This window comes from Kineococcus lubricus, assembly GCF_050871965.1.
GTDB lineage: Bacteria > Actinomycetota > Actinomycetes > Actinomycetales > Kineococcaceae > Kineococcus.
On record NZ_JBJLSK010000017.1, the window covers coordinates 83,533 to 100,377 of the forward strand.

General features: G+C 74.6%; 14 protein-coding genes. 7 read left to right on the forward strand and 7 right to left on the reverse strand.

What is annotated here, in order from left to right; translation table 11 throughout:
- Position 1: 1 nt before the first annotated feature.
- On the forward strand, positions 2 to 751 hold the full coding sequence (locus ACRYRX_RS14505; RefSeq protein ID WP_432512835.1) for an ABC transporter permease: 750 nt from the start codon (positions 2 to 4) through the stop codon (positions 749 to 751).
- 17 nt (positions 752 to 768) lie between these two features.
- On the opposite strand, the gene ACRYRX_RS14510 is transcribed toward ACRYRX_RS14505, so the two are convergent.
- From ACRYRX_RS14510 to ACRYRX_RS14520, 3 genes are all read right to left on the reverse strand, one after another.
- Positions 769 to 1,440, reverse strand: coding sequence for a response regulator (locus ACRYRX_RS14510; RefSeq protein ID WP_432512907.1), 672 nt, complete (start codon positions 1,438 to 1,440; stop codon positions 769 to 771).
- A 110-nt stretch (positions 1,441 to 1,550) separates the two neighbouring features.
- Complete coding sequence (locus tag ACRYRX_RS14515; RefSeq protein WP_432512837.1) at positions 1,551 to 2,765, reverse strand: sensor histidine kinase; 1,215 nt, start codon at positions 2,763 to 2,765, stop codon at positions 1,551 to 1,553.
- Between the two features lie 157 nt (positions 2,766 to 2,922).
- The gene (locus tag ACRYRX_RS14520; RefSeq protein ID WP_432512838.1) at positions 2,923 to 4,044 is read right to left on the reverse strand and encodes a GNAT family N-acetyltransferase; all 1,122 of its coding nucleotides are present in this window, start codon (positions 4,042 to 4,044) and stop codon (positions 2,923 to 2,925) included.
- Positions 4,045 to 4,273: 229 nt separating this feature from the next.
- Between ACRYRX_RS14520 and ACRYRX_RS14525 the strand changes: the two genes are divergently transcribed.
- Positions 4,274 to 6,547 carry a HelD family protein gene (locus ACRYRX_RS14525; protein ID WP_432512840.1) on the forward strand — a complete coding sequence of 758 codons (2,274 nt, stop codon included), beginning with the start codon at positions 4,274 to 4,276 and terminating at the stop codon, positions 6,545 to 6,547.
- Between the two features lie 21 nt (positions 6,548 to 6,568).
- On the opposite strand, the gene ACRYRX_RS14530 is transcribed toward ACRYRX_RS14525, so the two are convergent.
- Positions 6,569 to 7,855, reverse strand: a complete 1,287-nt coding sequence (locus tag ACRYRX_RS14530) for an MFS transporter (RefSeq protein ID WP_432512842.1) — start codon at positions 7,853 to 7,855, stop codon at positions 6,569 to 6,571.
- Positions 7,856 to 7,977: 122 nt separating this feature from the next.
- Between ACRYRX_RS14530 and ACRYRX_RS14535 the strand changes: the two genes are divergently transcribed.
- The 5 genes from ACRYRX_RS14535 to ACRYRX_RS14555 all read left to right on the forward strand — a co-directional run bounded on the left by ACRYRX_RS14535 (position 7,978) and on the right by ACRYRX_RS14555 (position 14,189).
- The gene (locus ACRYRX_RS14535; protein WP_432512844.1) at positions 7,978 to 8,874 is read left to right on the forward strand and encodes a LysR family transcriptional regulator; all 897 of its coding nucleotides are present in this window, start codon (positions 7,978 to 7,980) and stop codon (positions 8,872 to 8,874) included.
- A 52-nt stretch (positions 8,875 to 8,926) separates the two neighbouring features.
- Positions 8,927 to 11,020 (forward strand): ATP-binding SpoIIE family protein phosphatase, encoded by a 2,094-nt coding sequence (locus ACRYRX_RS14540; protein WP_432512845.1) that lies wholly within the window; start codon positions 8,927 to 8,929, stop codon positions 11,018 to 11,020.
- A 498-nt stretch (positions 11,021 to 11,518) separates the two neighbouring features.
- Positions 11,519 to 12,367, forward strand: coding sequence for a CPBP family intramembrane glutamic endopeptidase (locus ACRYRX_RS14545; RefSeq protein ID WP_432512846.1), 849 nt, complete (start codon positions 11,519 to 11,521; stop codon positions 12,365 to 12,367).
- Positions 12,364 to 13,521 carry a sensor histidine kinase gene (locus ACRYRX_RS14550; RefSeq protein WP_432512848.1) on the forward strand — a complete coding sequence of 386 codons (1,158 nt, stop codon included), beginning with the start codon at positions 12,364 to 12,366 and terminating at the stop codon, positions 13,519 to 13,521. The genes ACRYRX_RS14545 and ACRYRX_RS14550 overlap by 4 nt, the downstream gene beginning before the upstream one ends.
- Positions 13,518 to 14,189, forward strand: coding sequence for a response regulator (locus ACRYRX_RS14555; protein ID WP_432512850.1), 672 nt, complete (start codon positions 13,518 to 13,520; stop codon positions 14,187 to 14,189). The genes ACRYRX_RS14550 and ACRYRX_RS14555 overlap by 4 nt, the downstream gene beginning before the upstream one ends.
- Positions 14,190 to 14,421: 232 nt before the next feature.
- Here the strand turns inward: ACRYRX_RS14555 and ACRYRX_RS14560 are convergent, their stop codons facing one another.
- The 3 genes from ACRYRX_RS14560 to ACRYRX_RS14570 are packed head-to-tail and all read right to left on the reverse strand — an operon-like array spanning position 14,422 to position 16,843.
- Positions 14,422 to 15,090 carry an alpha/beta fold hydrolase gene (locus ACRYRX_RS14560; protein WP_432512851.1) on the reverse strand — a complete coding sequence of 223 codons (669 nt, stop codon included), beginning with the start codon at positions 15,088 to 15,090 and terminating at the stop codon, positions 14,422 to 14,424.
- Complete coding sequence (locus ACRYRX_RS14565) at positions 15,087 to 15,974, reverse strand: carbohydrate ABC transporter permease (RefSeq protein ID WP_432512852.1); 888 nt, start codon at positions 15,972 to 15,974, stop codon at positions 15,087 to 15,089. The genes ACRYRX_RS14560 and ACRYRX_RS14565 overlap by 4 nt, the downstream gene beginning before the upstream one ends.
- On the reverse strand, positions 15,971 to 16,843 hold the full coding sequence (locus ACRYRX_RS14570) for a carbohydrate ABC transporter permease (protein WP_432512854.1): 873 nt from the start codon (positions 16,841 to 16,843) through the stop codon (positions 15,971 to 15,973). Before ACRYRX_RS14570 ends, ACRYRX_RS14565 begins: the two co-directional genes overlap by 4 nt.
- Between the last annotated feature and the right edge of the window lie 2 nt (positions 16,844 to 16,845).

Below are 16,845 nucleotides of genomic sequence, written 5' to 3' on the forward strand. Positions count from 1 at the left end.
CGTGGGTTCCGTTCGTGCTGAGATCCTGAAGCTGAAGCGCTCGGCCAGTTGGGCCGTCGTGCTGGCCCTGCCGTTGATGGCGGTGGCGACGGGGTCGGCCAACTCCGCCCTGTCGGGGCAGGGGCTGGCCGACGGGTGGGACACCCTGTGGTTGCGGGCGGTGGTGTTCTACGGCCTCTTCCCGTCGTCGCTGGGCATCGCGGCGCTGGCGTCGCTGGTCTGGCGGGTGGAGCACCGCGGCGGCAACTGGAACGCGCTGATGACCGCCGGAGTACCGGGTCGGCGGGTCGTGCTCGGCAAGGTGGCGGCGGTCGTGTCGTTGTCCGCGGTGATGCAGCTGGTGCTGCTGCTGGGCGTGGTGGCCGCCGGGAAACTGGTGTTCGAGCTGCCGGGGGTGCTGCCGGGTCGCTACCTCCTGATCAGCCTGGTGATCGTCGTGGCCGGCGTCCCGGTGGCCGTGCTGCAGTCGTGGTTGTCGATGGTCGTGAAGTCCTTCGCCGCTCCGCTGGCCGTGGCCCTGCTCGGGGCGGTGACCTCGGCGGTGGTGCTGCTGGCCGCGCCCGCCGACCTCGGCGCACTGCTGCCCTACGGGCTGCTCAGCCGGGCCACCCAGCTGGGGACGGGGGTCTTCGCCGACGCCGGCGCCTCCCTGACCTCCGTCAGCCCCCTGCTCACCGCTCTGGCCCTGGTCCTGTCCGCGGTCCTGGTCCTGGTCAGCGCCCGTGCCCTGGAACGCCGCGACATCCGCTGACCGCGCCGCCCCCGGGGTCACGAGGGAGCGGGTGGGTCACCAGCGGTGATCAGCCCGCTCTCGTAGGCGGTCACCACGACCTGCACCCGGTCGCGCAGGCCCAGCTTGGTGAGGATGCGGCTGACGTGGATCTTCACCGTCCCCTCGGAGATGACCAGTTCCTGCGCGATCTCCGCGTTGGACAGTCCCCGCGCGACGCTCAGGAACACCTCGTGCTCGCGTGGCGTGAGCTCCTCCCACCCCGTCGGTGCCGCCGGCCCGGAGCCGGTGGCACCGGCGACAGCGCCGGTGGCCGTACCACCGTCCACCGCGGTGTCCACCGGTTCGGCGAAGTGGCTCAGCAACCGGCGCGTCGTGCTCGGTGCGACGACCGCGTCGCCGGCGTGGATGTGACGGATCGCCGACACCAGTTCCGCCAGCGGCGCGTCCTTGAGCAGGAACCCGCTGGCGCCGGCGCGCAGGGAGTCGTAGGCGTACTCGTCGAGGTCGAAGGTCGTCAGGACCAGCACCTGCGGGCCGCCTGCGCTGCAGATGCGGCGGGTGGCCTCCACGCCGTCCATGCGCGGCATCCGGACGTCCATCAGCACCACGTCCACCTCGCCGTGCAGGTCCGCGAGCAGCCGCAGCGCGCTGTCGCCGTCGTCGGCCTCCCCCACGACGTCGATGTCCCCCTGAGCGTCCAGCACCATCCGGAAACCGGCGCGGATCAGTTCCTGGTCGTCGACCAGCACCACACGCGTCACGGACGACTGCCCGCCGACGTCCGCGGCGGTCTCGTGCGCGTTCTCCACGGCTCCGCTCACCGGCTGCTCCCACCCGCGCTGGTCACGGGTTCTCGACTGGCGGACGGCAAGGTCGCCGCCACCTCGAACCCGGCGCCGTCCGCCCGGGGACCGGCGCGCAGCCGACCCCCGTACGTCTGGACCCGTTCACGCATCCCCGTCAGCCCGTGCCCGGGTGCGGCAGCGCCCCGGCCACGGCCCTCGTCGCGCACGAGGACCTCGATCCGGTCGGGGTGGTAGTCCACCCGCACCTCCACGTCACCGGCGTCGGGGCCGGCGTGCTTGCGCACGTTGGTCAGCGCCTCCTGCACGATCCGGTACACGACCAGTTCGGTTCCCGCTCCCAGCGGCCGCACCTGCCCCCCGACGTGCAGGTGCACCGCCGTCCCGGCCCGGCGGACCTGCTCGACGAGAGCGGGCAGTTCGGCCGTCCCCGGCTGGGGTGCGTGCGAACCGGCTTCCTCCTCGCGCAGCACCCCCAGCATCCGGCGCATCTCGGCCAGCGCGGTGCGCCCGGTGCGGGTCACCTCCCGCATCGCCTGCTCCGAACGGTGCGGGTCGGTGTGCACCAGCCCCGCTGCTCCCTCGGACATGACGACGACGACGCTGAGGCTGTGGGAGACGATGTCGTGGATCTCGCGGGCGATGCGCGCCCGCTCCTCGACCGCGGCGATCCGCGCCTGGTCGTCGCGGGAACGTTCGGCCTGCTCGGCGCGCTCGGCCAGACCCGCCACGTAGGCCCGGCGCAGCCCGATGGTGAAACCCCACATCCACACCGAGGCGATGAGGACGCTGGCCACCGCCGCGGCCGTCACCGTCGGCACCGGGGCGGCACCGAAACGCAGGGCCCCGACGACGACCAGGACCCCCAGGACGCCCGCGGCCGCCAGCGACGTCGCGCGCGAGCAGCGGGAGGCCACGGCGTACAGGCCGGCCAGGAGGATGACGTCCGCGGGGATCGGCGGCATCCCGGCCAGCACCTGCACCGACGCGGCCGCCACCATCAGCGCGAAGGCGAGACGTGGGCGGCGGCGGCTGGCCGGGAACGGTGCGCACAACGCCAGGGAGAGGACCACCCCCAGCACCTCGGGGGCATCGTGCGGGACGTAGGCGCGCTGGATCGGCAGGTTGTACAGGAAGACCCCCGCCGCGACGACGACGTCCAGCGTCCGCAGCCACCGTGAGCTGCCGTCCGGGACCTGGGCAGCACGCTGCGGCGGGAAGACGGACACGACGGGCCTCCTCGGCTCGAACGCACTCGCGGACCTCCAGCGATCGTAAGGGAACCCTTCCCGGGTACCACCTGCAGCGACCGTCTCGTCTCGGTCGCCCCCGGAGGTACGCAGGTGCTCGTGGGTCACCGACGGTCGGCATCGGCGGTGGAGTCCTTCACCCGCGGGGGTCGTCGAGCACCCGCAGCGCCTCCCGGGGCGAGCGCCAGGTCGCGTCGGCGGGGACCGCGGGGTCGTGCAGGTGCCCCCAGGCGGCGGCGACGGCGTGCGCCCCGGCGGCCCGGGCCGCCCCCAGGTCGGTGGGGGCGTCCCCGACGTACAGCAGGTCCGACGGTGCGACGCCCAGCATCCGCGCCGCCAGCAGCAGCCCGTCCGGGGCCGGTTTGGGGCGCGCCACGAGGTCGCCGCCGATGAGGACGTCCACGGTCAGGCCCGCCGCGCGCAGCAGGGTGCGCGCCCCGCGCACGGCGGCGCCGGTGAACACGGCGACGGGGTGCCCCGCCGCGCGCAGGGCGGCCAGCGTCTCGGCCACCCCCGGGTAGGGGTCGACGGCGACGCCCTCCAGCCGCCGGTAGTACGCCTCGGCCTCCCCCGGCCGCAGGGGCCGGCGCACGAGGTGGGCCAGCATGACCTCCGGCACGCCCAGGGAGTAGGCCGCCACGACCTCCTCGACGTCGACGGCCGGCCCGCCCAGTTCGGCCACGGCCCCGACGAAGGCGGCGGGCACCACGCGGGTGGAGTCCAGGAGGGTCCCGTCCATGTCCCAGACGACCTGCCGGGGCCGGTCGCGCCGTTCCCCGGCACCGGCGGCGGGCAGGTCCAGCCGCATCGCCACGTTGGTGAACTCCTGCCCCCCGCGGTGCACGCGCTGCTCGCGCACGACGGTGAACCCGGCGCGCTGGAAGAACGGTCGCGCGGTGAGGCTGGCGTCGACGGTGAGGCGGGTGAGGCCGCGTTCGGCGGCGGTGCGCAGGACGTCGTCGAGCAGGGCGGCGCCGACGCCCCGGCGCCCGTGGTCGGGGTGGACGTAGAACATGCCGATGTGGCCGTCGGCGGACAGGTCGGTGAACCCGGCGACCTCGCCGTCGCGCACCGCGACCCGCGTCCCGGCCCGGGCCCGCGCCCGGCCCCACTCGGCGAGGTCGGCCTCGGCCGGGGCCCAGGCGTCGCGTTGTTCCGGTGAGTAGTGGTCGGCGGCGGTGCGGTGGACGCTGCGCCGGAACACCTCCCGGGTGGGTTCGGTGTCGGCGGTTTCCCAGGCGCGCACGGAGAGGGGCACGCGGCACTGTCGCGCACCGCGCACCGCGTCGTCCAGCGCATTTCCCGCGGGAGTTCGGAGGCACCGGTCGCCGCTCCACCGGGACGCGGGAACGCTTGCGCGGCCGAGGTTCTCGCGAGGAGGATGGGAGGTTGGTCCGTGTTTCCGGCGCGGGCCGAGTTCACCGTGCGGTGTGCCGTCCGCGTCGACGTCACACCCGTATTGTACTACGCGAGGGAGTTCTCCGGCAGTGGATTCACGCGACGAGGAACAGCGGTTCCTGGACACCTTCCACACCGTTCGCCGCACCGAGGTGCGCGACCGGGAGCAGCAGCTGCGACGGCTGCTGGAGAACTCCCCCCGCGCCGCGCGGGACCGCCCCGACCACGAGGCGAACGTCCGGCGGCTGCGCCGGCGGGTGGACGCGCTGCGCAACGCCGAGGACGGCCTGTGCTTCGGGCGCCTCGACCTCGAGGACGGCACGGTGCTGCACGTGGGCCGGGTCGGCCTGCCCGACGACCGGTGGTCCCCGCTGCTGGTGGACTGGCGCGCCGCGGCGGCGCGCCCCTTCTACACCGCCACGGCCGCGACCCCCGAGGGCGTGCGCCGACGCCGGCAGATCGCCACCCGGCGCGACCGCGTCCTGGCCGTCGAGGAGGAACTCCTGACCCCCCGCGACCGGGACCGCGCCGACGGCCCCGTCCCACCGGCGCTCACCGCGACCCTGTCCTCGGTGCTGGACCTGCCGCGGACCGGCCTCATGCGGGACGTCGTCGCCACCATCGCGGCGGAGCAGGACGAGATCGTCCGCGACCGCCTCCCGGGGGTCCTCGTCGTGCAGGGCGGGCCGGGCACCGGCAAGACGGCCGTGGCCCTGCACCGGGCGGCGTACCTGCTGTACACCCACCGCGAACTCCTCGAGGGGCGCGGCGTCCTGTTCGTGGGCCCCAGCAGCACCTTCCTGCGCTACGTCAGCCGGGTGCTGCCGGCGCTGGGTGAGACGTCGGTGCTCATGGTGACGCCGGCCCGGCTGTCCCCCGGCCTCGAGGTGGAGGTCGGGGAGGCGGCCGACCCGCCGCCGACCCGGCAGCTGAAGGGGACGCCGGAGATGGCCCGGCTGGTCGCCGGCGCGGTCGCCGACCGACAGGAGGTGCCGGTGGACCCCGTCGAGCTGGACCTGGCCGGGTTCGGGCTGGTCGTCCCGCCGCACCTCGTCGCCGGCTGCCGCGACCGGGCCCGCGCCGCCGGGCTGCCCCACAACCGCGCCCGCCCCGTGTTCACAGCCCACCTCCTGGAGGCCGTCACCGCCGAGTACGCGCGGCAGCTGGGCGCGGACCCCCACGGCGGGCCGAACCTGCTCGGGGACGGTGACGTCGAGGAGCTGCGCGCCGAGGTGCGCGAGGCGCCCGACGTGCACGCGCTCGCCGACCGGTGCTGGCCGGTGCTGACCCCGCAGCGGCTCCTGCGGGAGCTGTACGCCTGCCCCGAGCGCCTGCGGCGCGCCGCACCCGACCTCGACCCGCGGCGGCGGGACCTGCTGCGGCGCTCGCCGAACGCCCCCTTCACGGTGGCCGACGTCCCCCTGCTGGACGAGGCGGCCGAACTGCTCGGGCCGGGCCCGCAGGAGGACGCGGACCGTGTGCGCCGGCGGCGGGAGGCCGAGGAGCGGCGCGCCTACGCCCGGGGCGTGCTGGAGGTCCTGCACGGTTCCCGCTCCCTCGACCTGGACGACGATGACGACGACACCGAGGACGGGGTCGAGGGCGTCGAGGACGTCGAGGACGTCGCCGCGCTGCTGGCCGAGCGCTACGGGCCGGACGACGACCGGTCCACCGCCGAACGCGCCGCCACCGACCGCGGCTGGGCCTTCGGCCACGTCGTCGTCGACGAGGCGCAGGAGCTGACGCCCATGCAGTGGCGGGTCCTGGCCCGGCGCTGCCCCACGCGCTCGATGACCCTGGTGGGCGACCTGCACCAGGCCGGTTCCCCGGGCGCCCCCACCGACTGGGAGCAGGTCCGCGCGTGGATCGGGGCCGCCGACGACCCGCGGCACTGGCGCGTGCGGCACCTGACGACCAGCTACCGCACCCCGCAGGAGGTGCTCGACGTGGCGGCGGCCGCGCTGCGGCGGGCCGACCCGGCGGCACGCCCACCGCGGGCGGTGCGCCGCAGCGGGTTCCCCGTGGTCGAACGGACGGCGCCCGCCGGGGAGCTCCCGCACCGGGCCGCCGAGACCGCGGCCGGGATCGCCGCCGCCGGCCCCGGCACCGTGGCGGTCATCGCCCCGGCGCCCGACCTGCCGCCCGTCCGGCGCGCCGTCGCCGAGGCCCTGGGCCCGGAGCGGCACGAGCGCGTCAGCGTGCTGACCGCCCGCCAGGCCCAGGGCCTGGAGTTCGACCACGTCGTGCTGCTCGACCCGGATCGGATCGCCCGCGGGCCCGGGGGCCACCACGACCTGTACGTCGCCCTCACCCGGGCCACCCGGCGGGTGGTGCAGCTGCGGCCCTGCGACGACGGGCGCTGACGGCGGCGCACCGCCGGGTCCTCAGGCGGCGCGCACCCGCGCGCTCCGCACCGCCAGCAACCCGGCCAGGGCGAGCGCGGCGGCCAGCGGGACGAGCCCGCACACGGCCATCCCGGCGCGCACGCCGACGTGCTCGGTGATCGCGCCGATGATCGGCCCGCCGAGGGGGGTGCCGCCCATGAACACCAGGACGTACAGGCCCATGACGCGCCCGCGGTACTCGTGGTCGACCCACAGCTGCACGGAGGAGTTCGCGATGGCCTGGAACGCGAGGTTCGTGACGCCCATGACGACGAGGACCGCGGTGAACGTCGGCAGGTTCGGCGCGAACGCGGCGAGGGTCTGCGCGGCGCCGAAGGCGGCGCCGAGCAGGAGGATCAGCCGGAGCCGGGAGCGGCTGCGGCCGCCGGCGAGGAGGGCCCCGGCGATGGACCCGACGGCGAGGACGACGTTGAACGTCCCGTAGAGCCCGGCGCCGCCGTCGAACGTCTCGGACGCCATGGCGGTGAGGACGACGGGGAAGTTGAGGCCGAAGGTGCCGAAGACCCCGACGAGGGCGATGGTCCAGGCGACGTGCGGGCGGTCGGCGACGTACCGCAGCGCCGAGCGCAGTTGCCCCTTGGCGCGCGGGACGGCGGTGGTGGGCTGGAGGTCGCCGGGGCGCAGCGACGCGAGCGCGATCGTCGGCCCCACGTACAGCAGGGCGTTGACGGCGAAGGCCCACCCGGTGCCGACGGTGCCGATGAGGACGCTGGACAGCGCGGGCCCGACGAGGCGGGTGGTCTGGAACACGGCGGCGTTGAGCGCGACGGCGTTGCGGACGTACGGGGCCGGGACGACCTCGGCGACGAAGGACTGCCGGGTCGGGTTGTCGAGGGCGATGACGAACCCGCCGACGACGGCGAGGGCGTAGATCGCGCCGACGGTGATGTGCCCGGTGAGGGTGAGGACGGCGAGCGCGGTGGCGACGGTGGCGCTGCACAGCTGCGTGACGAGCAGGATGTTCCGCTTGGGGTAGCGGTCGGCGATCATCCCGCCGTGCATCCCGAACAGCAGGATGGGCAGGAACTGCAACGCCATGGCGACGCCGACGGCGGCCGGGGAGCGGGTGAGTTCGAGGGTCAGCCAGTCGAGGGCGATGTTCTGCACCCAGACGCCGGTGTTGGCGAACGCCTGCCCGGTGGCGTAGACGCGGAAGCTGCGGACCCGCAGCGCCGCGAAGGTGCCTCGGCCGGCGGGTCGGCCGGTGGGTTCGGCCGGGGAGGTGTCGGTGGTTCCGGTGCTGGTGTCGGCGGCTGCCGGTGTCACGGGGTCGGGTGCCTCTCTGGTGTCGTCCTCCCATCATCGGCGACCCCCGGCGTAGGCTGCATCCGCATCGGCGGCTTATCAGTCATCACGGTTCGTGATGACGACGCGAGGGGGCGGGGACGGTGGCGACGCAGCGGGGCCCGGCGGGCACGTTCGAACCGGTGCAGTTGCGGACGTTCCTCGCTGTGGCGCAGACGCACTCGTTCACGCAGGCCGCCGCGCGGCTGGGTGTCCGGCAGTCCACGGTCAGCCAGCACGTGAAGAAGCTGGAGGACTCCGTCGGCCGCCAGCTCGTCCACCGCGACACCCACTCGGTCGTCCTGACCCCCGACGGCGAGGCCATGATCGGTTTCGCCCGGTCGATCCTGGCCTCCCACGAGCAGGCCGCGGCGTACTTCACCGGCGCCCGCCCGGTGGGCCGGCTGCGGATCGGCATGTCCGACGACCTGGCCCTGACGCGGCTGCCGCAGATCCTGCGGGACTTCCGCTCCGAGAACCCGCGGGTCGACCTGGAACTCACCGTCGACCAGTCCGGGACCCTGCACCGGCGCCTGGAGAACGACCGCCTCGACATCTTCATCGGCAAGCGCCCGCGCGGGTCCGGCGAGGGGGAACTCGTCAAGCGCGAGCGCCTGGTGTGGGTGGGCAACCCCTCGACGCGCCTGGACCTCACCCAGCCGGTCCCGCTGGCCGTCTACCCGTCGCCGTCGCTGAGCAGGGCCGCGATGCACGAGGCGCTGGACCGCGTCGGCGTCGGCTACCGCTCGGCGTGCGTGTGCCGGGGCGTGAACGGGCTCATCGCCGCGGTCGCGGCGGGCATCGGCATCTCCTGCCTGGCCAGTTCCCTGGTGCCCGTCCAGCTCGTCGCGCTCGGCGCGCAGCACAAGCTGCCCGAGCTGGGCCAGATCGACCTGGTGCTGCTGACGAACCCGCGGACGCAGGACCGTCCGGCGTCCCGCGCGCTGGCGGCGGCGGTCCTGTCCAGCGGCCCGTCGAGCCTGTCCTCCTCGACCCGCTGAGCGCACCACCCGCCGGCGGGCCGGGTGCCGCGCGCGTGGGTACGGTGCGGAGGTGTTCGAGGGTCTGCACCGCCACCTGCTGGACATCACGCACCCGCGGGTGGCGGGGGACCTGCCGGCGCTGCTGCGCACCGCGGCCCGGTCGGCCCGGTCGGCGCTGGGTGCGGAGCACTGCGCGGTGTGGTTCGCCGGTTCGGGGACGCACGACCCGGTGTACCTGCTCGACGGCGACGTGTTCCTCGACGTGGAGGCCCCGCCCGTCGCGGTCGTGCCGGGGCCGCCGCGGCAGTCGCGCCCGGCCGGGCTGCCGGGGCTGCCGGGGCTGTCCGGTTCGGCGCTGGTCGCGCCGCTGGACGCCGGCGGGACGCGCGGGGCGCTGCTGCTGACCCGGGCCGCGGCCTTCAGCGCGCAGGAGGAGCAGGCCGCCGCCGTCCTCGCCCTGAGCGTGGGGGTGGCGGTGGAGGCGACGCTGCTGGCGGCCGCCGAGCGGGTCGCGGCGGCGGCCGCGGCCCGGGCGGCGCTGCTGGAACGCATCACGGGGTTGCTGCAGACGAGCGCGACGAGCGCGCAGATCACCGCGCGGATCCCCCCGGCGGTCGTGGAGGTCCTGGGCTGCCGGTCGTCGTCCCTGTACGTCCTGGACGGTGAGGACCTGACCGGTGCGAGCGACCCGCCGCTGCCGGAGGGGTTGCGGCGGGTGCGGCGGGGGGCCGACACGCCGATCTCGCAGGCGGTGCGCACCGGGCGGCCGCTGGTGGTGACCCGCGAGCAGATCGCCGGGTACCGCGACCTCGGCGGGCTGGACCCCGAGCGGTACGGCGTGGTCCTCGTGGTCCCGCTGCGCGGGCGCGACGACGTCGTGCTGGGGGCGCTGACCGTCGGCTGGGACGACCGGGCCTCGGCCCGGTCCCCGCTGGAGCACAGCGACCTGGACCTGTTCGCGGCGGTCGCGGCGCAGATCACGGTGGCGCTGGAGCGGGCGCAGCTGCTGGACGCCGAGCGGTCCTCGCGGGAGGCGCTGTCGCGGTCCCACGAGGCGCTGGCGGTGCTGGCGCGGGACCTGCAGCGCGGCCTGCTGCCGACCCGGATGCCGGCGCGCGACGGGCTGGACGTCGCGACGCGCTACGCCCCGGCGCTGGCGGGCGCCGACATCGGCGGCGACTGGTACGACGCGGTGGAGTGCGGGGACGACGTGGCCCTCATCGTCGGCGACGTGCAGGGGCACAGCACCCGCGCCGCGGGGCTGATGGGGCAGCTGCGGACGGCGGTGCGCGCGTACGTCAGCGAGGGCCACGACCCGTCGGCGGCGCTGGAACGCACGAACCGCCTGCTGGTGGACCTGGACGCGGGGTTGTTCGCGACGTGCTGCCTGCTGCGGCTGGACACGGCGACGGGGGTCGTCTCGGTCGCCTCGGCCGGTCACCCGGCCCCGCTGGTCGTCGACGACGGGGGGCTGCGCGAGGTGGTGCTCGACCCCGGCCCGCCGCTGGGCGTCGACCCGGGGGCCGCCTACCCGGCGGTGAAGCACCGCCTGCTGGGCCGGGGGGCGCTGGTGCTGCACACCGACGGCGTGGTGGAGGTGCTGGGCGAGGGGTCCGAGCGGGGCGAGCGGGTGCTGCGCGAGACGCTGCGGGAGGCGCTGCGCACCGATCCGGGGCGGTCGGCGGAGCGGCTGGCCTCGGCGGTGATGGCCGCGATCCCGCACGAGCTGACCGACGACGCCGCGCTGCTGGTGGCGACGTTCGCGGGCAGCACCGCGGGCCGGCTGGAGGCGTCGCGGTGGCTGCCGCCGGACATCCGGTCGGTCGCCTCGGCGCGGGAGTTCCTGCGCGAGCGGCTGGTGGCGTGGTCGGCGGACGAGCTGGCCGACGAGGCCGAGCTGGTGCTGTCGGAACTGGTGACGAACGCCCTCGTGCACGCCGGGGGCGGCGCCGGGCTGACGTTGCGGTTCGACGGTGCGGCGCGGCGGCTGACGGTGGCGGTGGAGGACTCCTCGACCCGCTCCCCCCGCGAGCGCGACGCGGGCCCGGACGCCCTCGGGGGGCGGGGACTGGGGATCGTGGAGGCCGTCGCCGACGCCTGGGGCGTGGAGGCGACCGGGCACGGCAAGACGGTGTGGGCGGAACTGGCCGTGGAAGCGGAGTGAGCACTTCCCCGTGGCGGTGGTTCTCCCTCCCCGCGTCGCCCTGCTCCGCGCGGGCGCGGACGTCGGTGTGAGCGCGGTCGGAGCCGCGTCCCGCGGTGCGGGGATCGCGGTTCCCGCTCACCCCGTGCGGGCGCAGGTGACGTCGTGCTCGCCGGACCACCGGGGGTTCGCTCGCCGGCCACCGCGGTGGTCCTCGCGAGCCGTCGGCTCCTGCCCGGCGACGCGGTCGGTCGCCGCGGGTGCGGTTCACGTCCTGCGCCGGGGTGCAGCGCGCGGCGGCCGCTGAGCCGGGGATGAACCCACGCTGCGGAACCCGCTCACCACCGGCGCCCACCGGACGCCTCGTCCGCCGGCGCCGGCCGTGGGTTCCCCGTGAGGTCCCCCGTGAGAGCTACCGCGAAGTGTCCACCCGACGGTGACGACCCCGGAACTCCACGTCCCTAGCATCGTCCGCAGCGGGAGATCGGGCCGCCGGGGTCCGTCTGCGGAGGAGTTGTCATGCGTGTGGTCAAGCAGCTCGGGTTCGTGGTGGTCGTCGCGCTGCTGGGAAGCCTCGTGGTGCGTGCAGCGCAGTGGGACGCGCCGTCCACGCTGCTGCTGGGGTTGGCGGCGGCGGCCGCCACCGTCCTGGCGTACCGGTGGGTCGTGGGCCGCACCGAGCGGCGTGTTCCCACCGAACTGCTGTTCCGCGGGGCCGGCCGCGCCCTGGGTCGCGGGGCACTGACCGGGTTCGCCTTGTTCGGCGGTGCCGTCGCCCTGATGGCCGTCTTCGGGGACTACCGGATCGCCGGGTGGGGTTCCGCCTCCGGGGCTGTGGCTCTGCTCGGGTTCAGCGCGGCGGCCGCGGTCACGGAGGAGGTCATCTTCCGCGGCGTGCTGTTCCGCGTGCTCGAGGGCCGGCTGGGCAGCTGGCTCGCCCTCGTCCTGACGGCAGCCCTGTTCGGCGCCTCGCACCTGCTCAACCCGCACGCCAGCCTGTGGGGGGCGGTGGCCATCACCGTCGAGGCCGGGGCGATGCTCGCCGCCGCGTACGTGGCGACGCGAACGCTGTGGCTGCCCATCGGCCTGCACTTCGCCTGGAACTTCGCCGAGGGCGGGATCTTCGGGATGAGCGTGTCCGGCACCGACCAGCCCCAGGGACTCCTCCACAGCGTCCTGTCCGGCCCGGCCTGGATCACCGGCGGCGACTTCGGCCCGGAGGCCGGCGTGTTCTCGGTGCTGGTGTGCAGCACCGTCACCGCCGGGTTCCTCGTCCTCGCCCATCGCCGCGGGAACCTGCGCCCCCGGGGTGCCGGCCGCGCCGGGGGGATCGCTGCTCCTCACCGTGAGCCGAGGCCGGTCCGGTGAGCGAGGAACCGCTCCTGGAGCGGTGGCGCAGGCTCGACGTCACGGTGCGGGACCTCCCGCTGGCCCTGCTGCTGGTGGTCGGGTCGTTGCTGCCCTCCTCGCAGGGCCACGGCACGCAGGTCGGCGACCTGCCGGCCCGCCCCTTCGACGCGCTGGCCGTCGTGGTCGTGCTGATGCAGTCGCTCCCCCTGCTGGGGCGGCGCAGGTGGCCGCTCGCGTGCCTGGCGGTGGTCTCGCTCGGTTTCCTCGTGGATCAGGTCCGCGCCTACCACTCCCTCGCCGGGACCGCGGTGGCGGTCGCGCTGTTCTCGGCCGGGGCGTACCAGGAACGGCACCGCCGGAGCGGGGCGGTGCTGCTGTCGGCGGTCTACGTCGTGCTGGCCGTCCGGCTCGACCAGCTCGGTTCCGGGGAGCAGGTGATCGGGTTCGTGCAGTTCTACCTGCTGCTGGTCCTCGCCTGGGGCGCTGGTGCGTGGTGGCGCTTCACCCGCGCCAGCGAGGCGGGCAGGCAGCGGGCCGAGGCCGCGGTCGCCGTGGCGGCCGAGCGCACCCGGATCGCCGGGGAGCTGCACGACGTCGTCACCCACCACGTGACCGCCATGGTGGTGCAGACCGAAGCCGCGCACTACCTGACCGCCGCGCCGGACAAGCTCACAGCCACCCTGACCGAGATCGCCGACACCGGCCGGCGGGCGATCTCCGACCTGCGGCACCTGCTCGACCTGCTCGACCCCGGGCACGGGGCCGACGGGCCCGTGCGCCCCGGCGAGGTGGAGGCCCTCGTCGAGCAGGCACGCCGGGCCGGCCAGCCCGTGGAGTTCACCCAGGAGGGGAAGGCCGCGGTGAGCAGTGGCAGTGCCGAGTTCCTGACGTACCGGGTCGTGCAGGAGGCGCTGACGAACGCCCTCAAGCACGCGCGCGGCAGCGCCACGGCCGTCAGCGTCCGCCACCGGCCGCAGGACATCGCCGTGGAGGTGCGGACCCGCGCCGCGGCGACGGGCGGGGCGGCAGCCGGGTCGGTGGGCGGCAGCGGACGTGGGCTGGCCGGTCTGCGTGAGCGGGTCGTGGTCCTCGGTGGGGAGTTCAGCGCACACCGCCGCTCGGACGGCGACTTCGTCGTCCACGCCCGCATCCCCGTCGGCGGGCCGTCGTGAGCCTTTCGGTCCAGGCGCCGATCAGGGTCCTGGTGTGCGACGACCAGGCGATGATCCGCGCCGGCTTCGCGACCATCATCGACGCGCAAGCCGACCTCGAGGTCGTCGGTGAGTGCGGCGACGGGCGCGCCGCGGTCGACCTCGCCGGCGCGCTGCGCCCCGACGTGGTGGTGATGGACGTGCGCATGCCCGTCCTCGACGGCATCGGCGCAACCCGCCTGCTGGCCGGCCCCGACGTCGAGCCGCCGATCAAGGTCCTCATCGTCACGACGTTCAACCTCGACGAGTACGTCTACGAAGCCCTGCGCGCCGGCGCCAGCGGTTTCCTGCTCAAGGACGCGCGACCTGCGCAGCTCCTGCACGGGATCCGGACCGTGGCCGCCGGAACCTCCCTGCTCGCCCCGGAGGTCACCCGCCAGCTCGTCGGCCGCTACGCCTCACGGATCCGGCCGACGCACCGAGCGCAGGAGGACACCACCCTCACCCGGCGTGAGCTCGACGTCCTGCGCCTGATCGCCGACGGGCTCTCCAACAGCGAGATCGCCGCGACGTTGAGCCTCAGCCCGGAGACGGTGAAGACGTACGTGTCCCGGCTGCTCACCAAGCTCGACCTGCGTGACCGCGTCCAGGCCGTGGTCTACGCGTACCGGCACGGACTGGTGACCTAGCGGCACCGGGCACGCACGGTGGTGGCACGGCCCGGAGCGATCAGGCCCTGGCGTGCGGAACTCCCAGGCCGGGGTGTGGTTGCGCGGCTCCGCCCACCAGAGCTCCCAGCTGATCCCCCACCGCCGGGCTGTCCGTGTCTCCCGGGCGGATCGTGCTCATCACGCTGGTCGCTCCGGTGTTCTCCACGGGCCTGCCGATGTCCCTCGCCGTCGTGTCCGGCCTCTGATCGGGTCAGGCCCCGCGCGACCGCAGGAGGTTCCCGAACTCCCGCGGGAGTTCCACCGGCGGCAGGTGACCGGCCGGCAGGGTCGCGAGCTCGGCGCCGGGGACGGCCGCGGCGAGGGTGGTGTGGAACGGCGGGGGGCAGATCGGGTCGCGGGCCCCGGACACCACGAGGGTCGGGACACCGAGGGCGGGCAGGCGCGGCAGGAGGTCGGTGCGGGACCCCTGCAGCGCGAGCTGCCTCCGCAGGAGGTCGTCGTCGCGGCCCATCGCCAGCACGCGCTCGGCGAGGTCGGGGCGGGCTGCGGCCACGTCCGGTGGCAGCAGCGCGTCGAGGATCTCGCCCTGCAGGTCCCGCGCGGACCGGCCGGCCGCCAGCGCCGCCCGCCAGCGGGCCCACGCCTCCCGCTGCCCCGGGGTGGGGGCGCGGGAGTTCGTGGACACCAGCACGAGGGACTCGACGCGCCCGGGGGCCCGCAGGGCGAGCTCCATCGCGACGATCGCGCCCAGCGACAGCCCGCCGAGCACGAACCTCGGCGGGAGCCGGTCCAGGAGCGCGGCCACCTGGTCGTCGACGGTCGTGCGGTCCAGGGCCGGGGTGAGGGCGTGGTCGAGCCCGCACCAGGCCCACAGGTCCTCCGTGCAGTTCATCCCGGGCAGCAGGACGAGGGCGCTCACCCCTTCACGGAACCGTCGCTGAGGCCGGCCACGAGGTACTTCTGGGCGACGAACGCGATGACGACCACCGGCAGCGTCAGCAGCAGCGACGCGGCACCGGCCTGCTGGAGCATCGGCAGGGTCTGCCCGAGCTGGGTCGCGATGAACACCGGCACGGTCTTGGACGAGGAGTCGGTGAGCACGAGCGCGGTGAGGTACTCCTGGAAGGCGAACAGGAACACGAAGATCCCGGCGGTGAGGATCCCGGGCCGCATGAGCGGGATCATCACGCGGCGCAGCATCCCGACGCGGGTGCAGCCGTCGATCATCGCGGCCTCGTCGAGCTCGCGCGGGATGTCGGCGAAGAAGTTGCGCAGCAGCCAGATCGTGAACGGCTGGTTGATGGCGACGAGCGCGACGGCCATGGCGAACGTCGTGTCGTAGATCCCCAGCGCGCGGCTGATGTCGTACATGGGCAGGACGACGGAGAACCGGGGCAGGGCCCGGAACACCAGCGCGAGCACGAGCAGCAGGGCCGAGACGTAGCTGGGGAACCGGGACAGCGCGTACGCGGCGGGGATCCCGATGACCAGGGCGACGACCGTCGAGATGACGGCGACCGCGACGGTGTTCGTGAGGTAGTCGGCGAAGTAGGTGGTCTGCCAGAGGTTCACGAAGGCCTGCAGCGTCGGTTCGTACCCGGTGAGGACCGGGGGGTTGGCGAACGCGACGTTGGTGGGTTTCGTGACCGACAGCGCCATCCAGACGAACGGCCCGAGCATCACGACGCAGACGACGGCGAGCAGGACGCCGGTGACGACCGGGGGCTTGCGGCGGACCGTCCGCGGGGCGGGCCCCGCGGACGTCCGTCGCACGTCGGTGGCCGGTTCGGTGCGCACGGTCATCGGGCCACCTTCGCTTCCTTGAAGATCCCGCGGATGAAGGGGATGAGCATGACGAGGATCAGCCCGATGGTCAGCACGTTGATGGCGCTGCCGAGCCCGAGGTCCTGCGCCCCGTCGGCGAACGCGACCGAGTACACGTACATCATGATCGACTCGTTCCCGATGGCGGCGGCCTGCGGCGACAGGGGCACGAGGTTGTCGAACATGCGCAGGACGTCCATGATCGAGATGAGGGTGACGAAACCCAGGACGCCGCGCATCGTGGGGATGATGACCCGCAGGTGCGTCTGGAAGGACGACGCCCCGTCGATCGTCGCGGCCTCCCGCAGTTCGGTCGGGACCGACTGCAACCCGGCCAGGACGATGAGCATCGCGAACGGGAGCATGTGCCACACGGTGTTCGACACGACGACCACCGCGTTGGGCACCTGGTCGGTGAACCACAGGACCTGCGAGCCGCCGAGGAACCCGACGAGGCGGTTGACCAGCCCGCCGAAGTTGTCGTCGAACAGCCACGAGTAGGCGACCGCCCCGACGAGGGTCGGCAGCACGTAGGAGATCAGCATGATCCCCAGGACGAGCGGCCGGGAGGTGGTCAGCCGGTTCACACCGATGGCGATGAGGTACCCCAGAACCAGCAGGATCGCGGTCGTCACGACGGTGACGACGACGGTGAACAGGACGGCCCGGCCGAACCGGGCGTCGGTGAGCGCGGCGGCGAAGTTGGCCAGCCCGACGAACGTCCCGGGGGTGCCGTAGTGGACGTCCTCGAAGCTCCACTGCACGGTGCGCACCAGCGGCACGACGAGCAGGCCGACCATCACGACCAGGCTCGGGGAGAACAGCATCCAGAACTCGCGGGGTTTCACGA

Excerpts from the sequence above, each read along its gene's own strand:
- ACRYRX_RS14510 (WP_432512907.1), bottom strand. The coding sequence starts at position 1,440 with ATGGTGCTGGACGCTCAGGGGGACATCGACGTCGTGGGGGAGGCCGAC.
- ACRYRX_RS14545 (WP_432512846.1), top strand. The coding sequence starts at position 11,519 with ATGCGTGTGGTCAAGCAGCTCGGGTTCGTGGTGGTCGTCGCGCTGCTG.
- ACRYRX_RS14565 (WP_432512852.1), bottom strand. The coding sequence starts at position 15,974 with ATGACCGTGCGCACCGAACCGGCCACCGACGTGCGACGGACGTCCGCG.